The 5,687-nt window shown below is 75.1% G+C and carries 7 protein-coding genes; 6 read left to right on the top strand and 1 reads right to left on the bottom strand.

The annotated features are described in order from the left end of the window. A partial coding sequence (locus ACNAW0_RS29705) for a MinD/ParA family ATP-binding protein (protein ID WP_416291356.1) occupies nucleotides 1–925 on the top strand: 925 nt, incomplete at its 5' end. Nucleotides 926–966: 41 nt separating this feature from the next. Then, the gene (locus ACNAW0_RS29700; protein ID WP_416291355.1) at nucleotides 967–1,722 is read left to right on the top strand and encodes a DUF2567 domain-containing protein; all 756 of its coding nucleotides are present in this window, start codon (nucleotides 967–969) and stop codon (nucleotides 1,720–1,722) included. Here the strand turns inward: ACNAW0_RS29700 and ACNAW0_RS29695 are convergent. Then, the gene (locus tag ACNAW0_RS29695; protein WP_416291354.1) at nucleotides 1,688–2,377 is read right to left on the bottom strand and encodes an LON peptidase substrate-binding domain-containing protein; all 690 of its coding nucleotides are present in this window, start codon (nucleotides 2,375–2,377) and stop codon (nucleotides 1,688–1,690) included. The two genes, ACNAW0_RS29700 and ACNAW0_RS29695, sit on opposite strands and share 35 nt — an antisense overlap. Before the next feature lie 107 nt (nucleotides 2,378–2,484). Here ACNAW0_RS29695 and hisD point away from each other — a divergent pair, with 107 nt between their 5' ends. The 4 genes from hisD to ACNAW0_RS29675 are packed head-to-tail and all read left to right on the top strand — an operon-like array spanning nucleotide 2,485 to nucleotide 5,661. After that, on the top strand, nucleotides 2,485–3,807 hold the full coding sequence (gene hisD, locus ACNAW0_RS29690; protein ID WP_416291353.1) for a histidinol dehydrogenase: 1,323 nt from the start codon (nucleotides 2,485–2,487) through the stop codon (nucleotides 3,805–3,807). Beyond that, nucleotides 3,804–4,880, top strand: coding sequence for a histidinol-phosphate transaminase (locus ACNAW0_RS29685; RefSeq protein WP_416291352.1), 1,077 nt, complete (start codon nucleotides 3,804–3,806; stop codon nucleotides 4,878–4,880). The genes hisD and ACNAW0_RS29685 overlap by 4 nt, the downstream gene beginning before the upstream one ends. After that, complete coding sequence (hisB, locus tag ACNAW0_RS29680) at nucleotides 4,877–5,488, top strand: imidazoleglycerol-phosphate dehydratase HisB (RefSeq protein ID WP_416291351.1); 612 nt, start codon at nucleotides 4,877–4,879, stop codon at nucleotides 5,486–5,488. Before ACNAW0_RS29685 ends, hisB begins: the two co-directional genes overlap by 4 nt. Further along, nucleotides 5,488–5,661, top strand: a complete 174-nt coding sequence (locus ACNAW0_RS29675; RefSeq protein WP_416291350.1) for a hypothetical protein — start codon at nucleotides 5,488–5,490, stop codon at nucleotides 5,659–5,661. Before hisB ends, ACNAW0_RS29675 begins: the two co-directional genes overlap by 1 nt. The last annotated feature ends 26 nt before the right edge of the window (nucleotides 5,662–5,687 follow it).

The following is a 5,687-nucleotide window of genomic DNA, read 5'->3' as shown; positions in this document are numbered from 1 at the left end:
CTACCCGGCTCCGCCGGCCCTGCCCGCCCCGACCTACCCGGCTCCGCCGGCCGCCGACAGCTACCGGGTGCGGGTCGAGCGGGCCCGGGTCGAGTGGCGCGCCCCTGAGTCGGACAACGGGCTGGAGCGGGCCGCCGGGGTGCTCCGCCGCGAGCTGGGCGGTCCACGGGTGGTCGCCTTCGCCAACCCGAAGGGCGGGGTGCACAAGACCACGGCGACCGTGCTCGCCGCGGCGACGGTGGGCAGCGTGCGCGGGCGCGGGGTGCTCGCCTGGGACGACAACGAGTTGCGCGGCACACTCGGGCTGCGGGCCGGCAGCGCCCGGCACGCCCGCACCATCCGGCACCTGATCCAAGACCTCGCCCACATCGAGATCATGGAGGGTGCCACCCTGCTGGAGCACCTCGACGACTACCTGCGGCACGCCTCCGACGGCTCGTACGACGTGCTGGCCGGCGAGGAGAGCCCCCGGTTCGCCCAGCGGCTGGACCAGTTCGTCGTCAAGCGGGTGCTGGAGCTGCTGCGGCGTACCCATGACGTGATCTGCGTGGACACCGGCAACAACGTGGAGAGCCCGAACTGGCGTACCGTCATGCAGGCCGCCGACCAGCTCGTGGTGACCACCGTGCCACGCGAGGACGCCGCGTTCAGCGCGGACTGGATGCTCGACCTGCTGCACGAGGAGGGCATGGGCGAGCTGGCCGACAACGCGGTGACCCTGATCTCCTGCCCGACGCCGGGGCGCAGCGCGCTGCAGGACGACCTGGAGCGGCACTTCGCCACCCGGACCCGGGCGGTCGCGGTGGTGCCCTACGACCCGGCGCTGGAGACCGGCTCCTCGATCGACTACCACCAGCTCCAGGCGGAGACCCGGCAGGCCTGGCTCAAGGCTGCCGCGGCGATGCTGGAGCCGCTCACCCGCTGACCGCCGTCCCGTGCCGGCCCGTCGCCTGAGAGGATCACCGGGTGAGTCCGGACACCCCTGACCGCGAGCGGGCCGCCGACTGTCCCGACGCGCCCGGTGGCCCCGACCGCCCGTCCGGCGGTCCAGAGGGCGGCCACCCTCCCACCCCGGCCCCCGACCACGCGGTCCCCGACTGCCCAACCGGTGTGCCGCCCACCACCGGCCGGGGCCGGCCGGTCCGGATCGCCCTCGGCGCCGCGCTCGTGCTGACCGGGTTCGGTGCGCCGCTGGGGCTGCTCTGGGCGGCCGTGGCGCCGGGCACTCCGGTGCGCAAGACCGCGGAGGGCGCCATCTACGCCACGCCGCAGCCCCAGCAGCCGATCGCCGCCGACGGCTGGTTCAGCCTGCTCGGGCTCGGCTTCGGGGTGCTCGCCGCGATCGTGCTGTGGTTCCTGCTGCGCCGCCGGCGCGGCCCGGTGGGCCTGCTCGCCGGGGCCCTGGGCGGCCTCGGCGCGGCGCTGGTCGCCTGGCAGCTCGGCCGCCGCCTCGGGCTGGGCACCTACCACCGGCTGCTGGCCACCGCGCCGGACGGGGCCGCCTTCACCAAGCCGCCCGACCTGCGGGCCGGCGGCGTGGACTGGTATCTGCACGTGCTGCCCGTGCCGTACGGCAATCTGCTGCTGCCCGCGCTCGGCGTGGCCGTGACGTACACCCTGCTGGCCGGCTGGTCGCGGTGGCCGTCGCTGCGCCCGGAGCCCGACGGCGACCCGGCCGGCCCCGAACTCAGTTCGACGCCGGAGGACCCGCCAGCTCGCTGAGCGGGACCGGGACCGCCCGGACGTGGCGCAGCAGCGACGTCTCCCGGTGGAGCAGCCGCAGCTCGGCCCGGAGCCGGGCGGCGGTGTCGTCGATGGCGAGCAGCCGCTGCCGGTCGGCGACGGTCAGCGCGGCGGTGGCGGCGACCAGGTGCGACAGCACGGTCGGGTCCTCCGGCAGCTGCTCGGAGATCTCCTGCGGGTCGGGCCGGATCAGGCTCAGGTATTGCCGGAAGACCGAGATCACCCGGGCGGCGAGCAGGTCGGCCACCTCGTCGGTGCCGGCCGGCTCGGGCAGCCATTCCACCTCGGCGGTCAGGTAGGGCGCGGCGCCCTCGTCCACCTCGGCGATGCGGAACCGCCGCCGGCCCACCGTGACGATGTCGTAGCCGCCGTCGTCCAGCTCGGTGACCTGCCGCAGCTCGGCGGTGCAGCCCACCTCGTGCAGGGTCACGTCGCCGCCGGCCCGGCCCGCGCCGAGGGCCACCTCCCAGCCGGCCCGGATCGCCACCACCCCGAACTGCCGGGGCACGCCCTCCGGCAGCCCGACCAGGTGGCGCACCAGCGCCCGGTAGCGCTCCTCGAAGATGTGCAGCGGCAGGACCAGCCCGGGGAAGAGGACCGTCCCGAGCGGGAACACCGGCAGCCGTGCGGTCACGCGTCCGAGGGTAGCCGGACCCGGCACGGCCGACGTGTCCCGGCTCACCGTCCCGCCGTACGGGCGGCGCCGGTCGGTCCGGGACCGGCCCGCCTAGACTTGCAAGGGTGTTGAACCGGATCGACTTGCGCGGCGGGACGCGCGACCCGCGCCGCCTGCTGCCCCGTGCCCAGCTCGACGTGTCGGTGGCCGTCGAGAGGATCCGTCCCCTGGTGGAGGCGGTCCGGGAGCATGGTTACCGGGCGATCCGGGAGGCGAGCGAACGGTTCGACGGCATCTGCCCGGAGCGCCTGCGGGTGCCGGTCGAGGCGATCCGCGAGGCCGAGGGCACACTCGACCCGCAGGTCCGCGCCGCGCTGCTGGAGTCGATCACCCGGGCCCGCCGGGTCCACGCCGAGCAGCGCCGGACCGACCACACCACCCAGGTGGTGCCGGGTGGCACGGTGACCGAGCGCTGGGTGCCGGTCGACCGGGTCGGCCTCTACGTCCCCGGCGGCCTGGCCATGTACCCGTCGACCGTGGTGATGAACGTGGTCCCCGCCCAGGCGGCCGGGGTCCGCTCGCTGGTGGTGGTCAGCCCGCCGCAGCAGGACAACGGCGGCCTGCCCGACCCGCGGGTCCTGGCGGCCTGCGCGCTGCTCGGCGTCGACGAGGTCTACGCGGTCGGCGGCGCCCAGGCGGTGGCCATGCTGGCGTACGGGGCGGCCGTCGACCCGGCCGGCACCGAGCGCTGCGCGCCGGTCGACCTGGTCACCGGTCCGGGCAACATCTGGGTCACCGCCGCCAAGCGGCTGCTGCGCGGCGTGGTCGGCATCGACGCCGAGGCCGGCCCCACCGAGATCGCCATCCTCGCCGACGACACGGCCGACCCGGCGCACGTCGCCGCCGACCTGATCAGCCAGGCCGAGCACGACCCGCTCGCGGCCAGCGTGCTGGTCACCCCGTCCGTGGCGCTCGCCGACGCGGTCGACGCGGAGCTGGCCCGGCAGGTGCCGGCGGCCAAGCACGCCGAGCGGATCGCCACCGCGCTGCGCGGCGAGCAGAGCGGCGTCGTCCTCGTCGACGACCTCGAGGCGGGCCTGCGGGTGGTCGACGCGTACGCGGCCGAGCACCTGGAGATCCAGACCGAGCACGCCCGCGACTGGGCGATGCGGGTGCGAAACGCGGGGGCGATCTTCGTCGGCGCCTGGTCGCCGGTGTCGCTCGGCGACTACTGCGCCGGTTCCAACCACGTGCTGCCCACCGGCGGCTGCGCCCGGCACTCGTCCGGGCTGTCCGTGCAGTCCTTCCTGCGCGGTATCCACCTGGTCGAATACAGCCAGGACGCGTTGCGCGAGGTCGCCCCGCACGTGGTGACCCTGGCCGGGGTCGAGGACCTGCCGGCCCACGGCCAGGCGGTCAGTGTCCGGTTCGCGGGGGAGAGTTCGTGACCACCTTGGGCGACCTGCCGATCCGCGGCGACCTGCGCGGGCTGCGGCCGTACGGGGCACCGCAGCTCGACGTGCCGGTCCGGCTGAACACCAACGAGAACTCCTACCCCGTGCCGGAGCCGGTGGTGGACGCGATCGCCAAGGCCCTCGCGGCCGAGCTGCGCGACCTCAACCGCTACCCGGACCGGGACGCGGTGGCGCTCCGCGCCGACCTGGCGGCGTACCTGGGCCACGGGCTGACCGTCGACCAGGTCTGGGCGGCCAACGGCTCCAACGAGATCCAGCAGCAGCTGCTCCAGGCGTTCGGCGGTCCCGGGCGTACCGCGCTCGGCTTCACCCCGGCGTACTCGATGCACCCGCTGCTGGCGCTCGGCACCGGCACCGGCTGGATCCCGGCCGAGCGCGGCGTCGGCTTCGGCCTGACCGCGGCCGAGGCGGTCGCCCAGGTCCGGGCGCACCGGCCCGACGTGGTCTTCCTCTGCTCGCCGAACAACCCGACCGGCACCGCCCTCGACCCCGCCGTGGTCGCCGCCGTGCTGGCCGAGGCGCCCGGCATGGTGATCGTGGACGAGGCGTACGCCGAGTTCGCCCGGCCGGGCACGGTCAGCGCCCTCGCCGTCCTGCCCGACCACCCCCGACTGGTGGTCACCCGGACGATGAGCAAGGCGTTCGGCTTCGCCGGCGGGCGGCTCGGCTACCTGGCCGCCGACCCGGCCGTGGTGCAGGCGGTGCAGCTCGTGCGGCTGCCCTACCATCTCTCCGCGCTCACCCAGGCCGCCGCCCGCGCGGCGCTGGCGCACCGCGACGCCCTGCTCGGCACGGTCGCCGCGATCATGGAGCAGCGCGACCGGATCGTGGCGGAGCTGCGCGCCCGGGGGCACCGGGTCGCCGACAGCGACGCCAATTTCGTCCTCGTCGAGGTCGGCGGCGATCAGGCCGCGGCCTGGCGCACCCTGCTGGACGCGGGCGTGCTGGTCCGCGACGTCGGCCTGCCCGGCTGGCTGCGGGTCACCGCCGGCACCCCCGCCGAGACCGACGCCTTCCTCGCCGCCATGGAGAAGCTTTCATCATGAGTCGCACCGCCCGTATCGAGCGGGTCACCAAGGAGACCAAGGTCCTCGTCGAGCTCCACCTCGACGGCACCGGCCGGGCCGACATCGAGACCGGCGTCGGCTTCTACGACCACATGCTGCACCAGATCGCGCGGCACGGCGGCTTCGACCTGACCGTGCACACCGTCGGCGATTTGGAGATCGACGCGCATCACACCATGGAGGACACCGCGCTCGCCCTGGGCACCGCGTTCGACCAGGCGCTGGGGGACAAGGCCGGCATCCGGCGGTACGGCTCGGCCACCGTCCCCATGGACGAGGTCCTGGTCCGGGCCGCGGTCGACCTGTCCGGCCGGCCGTACGTGGTGCACGACGAGCCTGCGCTCGCGCCGTACATCGGGCCGGTCTACCCGACCAGCATGACCCGGCACATCTGGGAGTCGTTCGGCCAGGCCGCCCGGATCACCCTGCACGTCGACGTGCTGCGGGCGGCCCGTCCCGGCGGCCACCCGGACGCCCACCACGTGGTCGAGGCCCAGTTCAAGGCGGTCTCCCGGGCACTGCGCGAGGCCACCGCGATCGACCCGCACAACGCCGGGGCGATCCCGAGCACCAAGGGGGCGCTCTGATGCGCGCGATGCTGCCGACGCTGCTGCTGATCCTGGCCGGGGTGCTGGTCGGCGGGGTGTGGTCGCTGTACAAGCAGGGCGCGTCGCGCCGCGCGTTGGTGATCACCGGCCTGCTCGCCGCGCTGGCCACCGCCGGCGGGCTGCTCTGGCTGCTCCCCGGGGAGGGTGCGTGAGCGAGCGTCAGCGAGCGAATCATCAG

The organism is Micromonospora sp. SL1-18 (genome assembly GCF_047921505.1).
Taxonomy (GTDB): Bacteria; Actinomycetota; Actinomycetes; order Mycobacteriales; family Micromonosporaceae; genus Micromonospora.
This window is presented reverse-complemented; position numbering and strand designations above follow the sequence as displayed.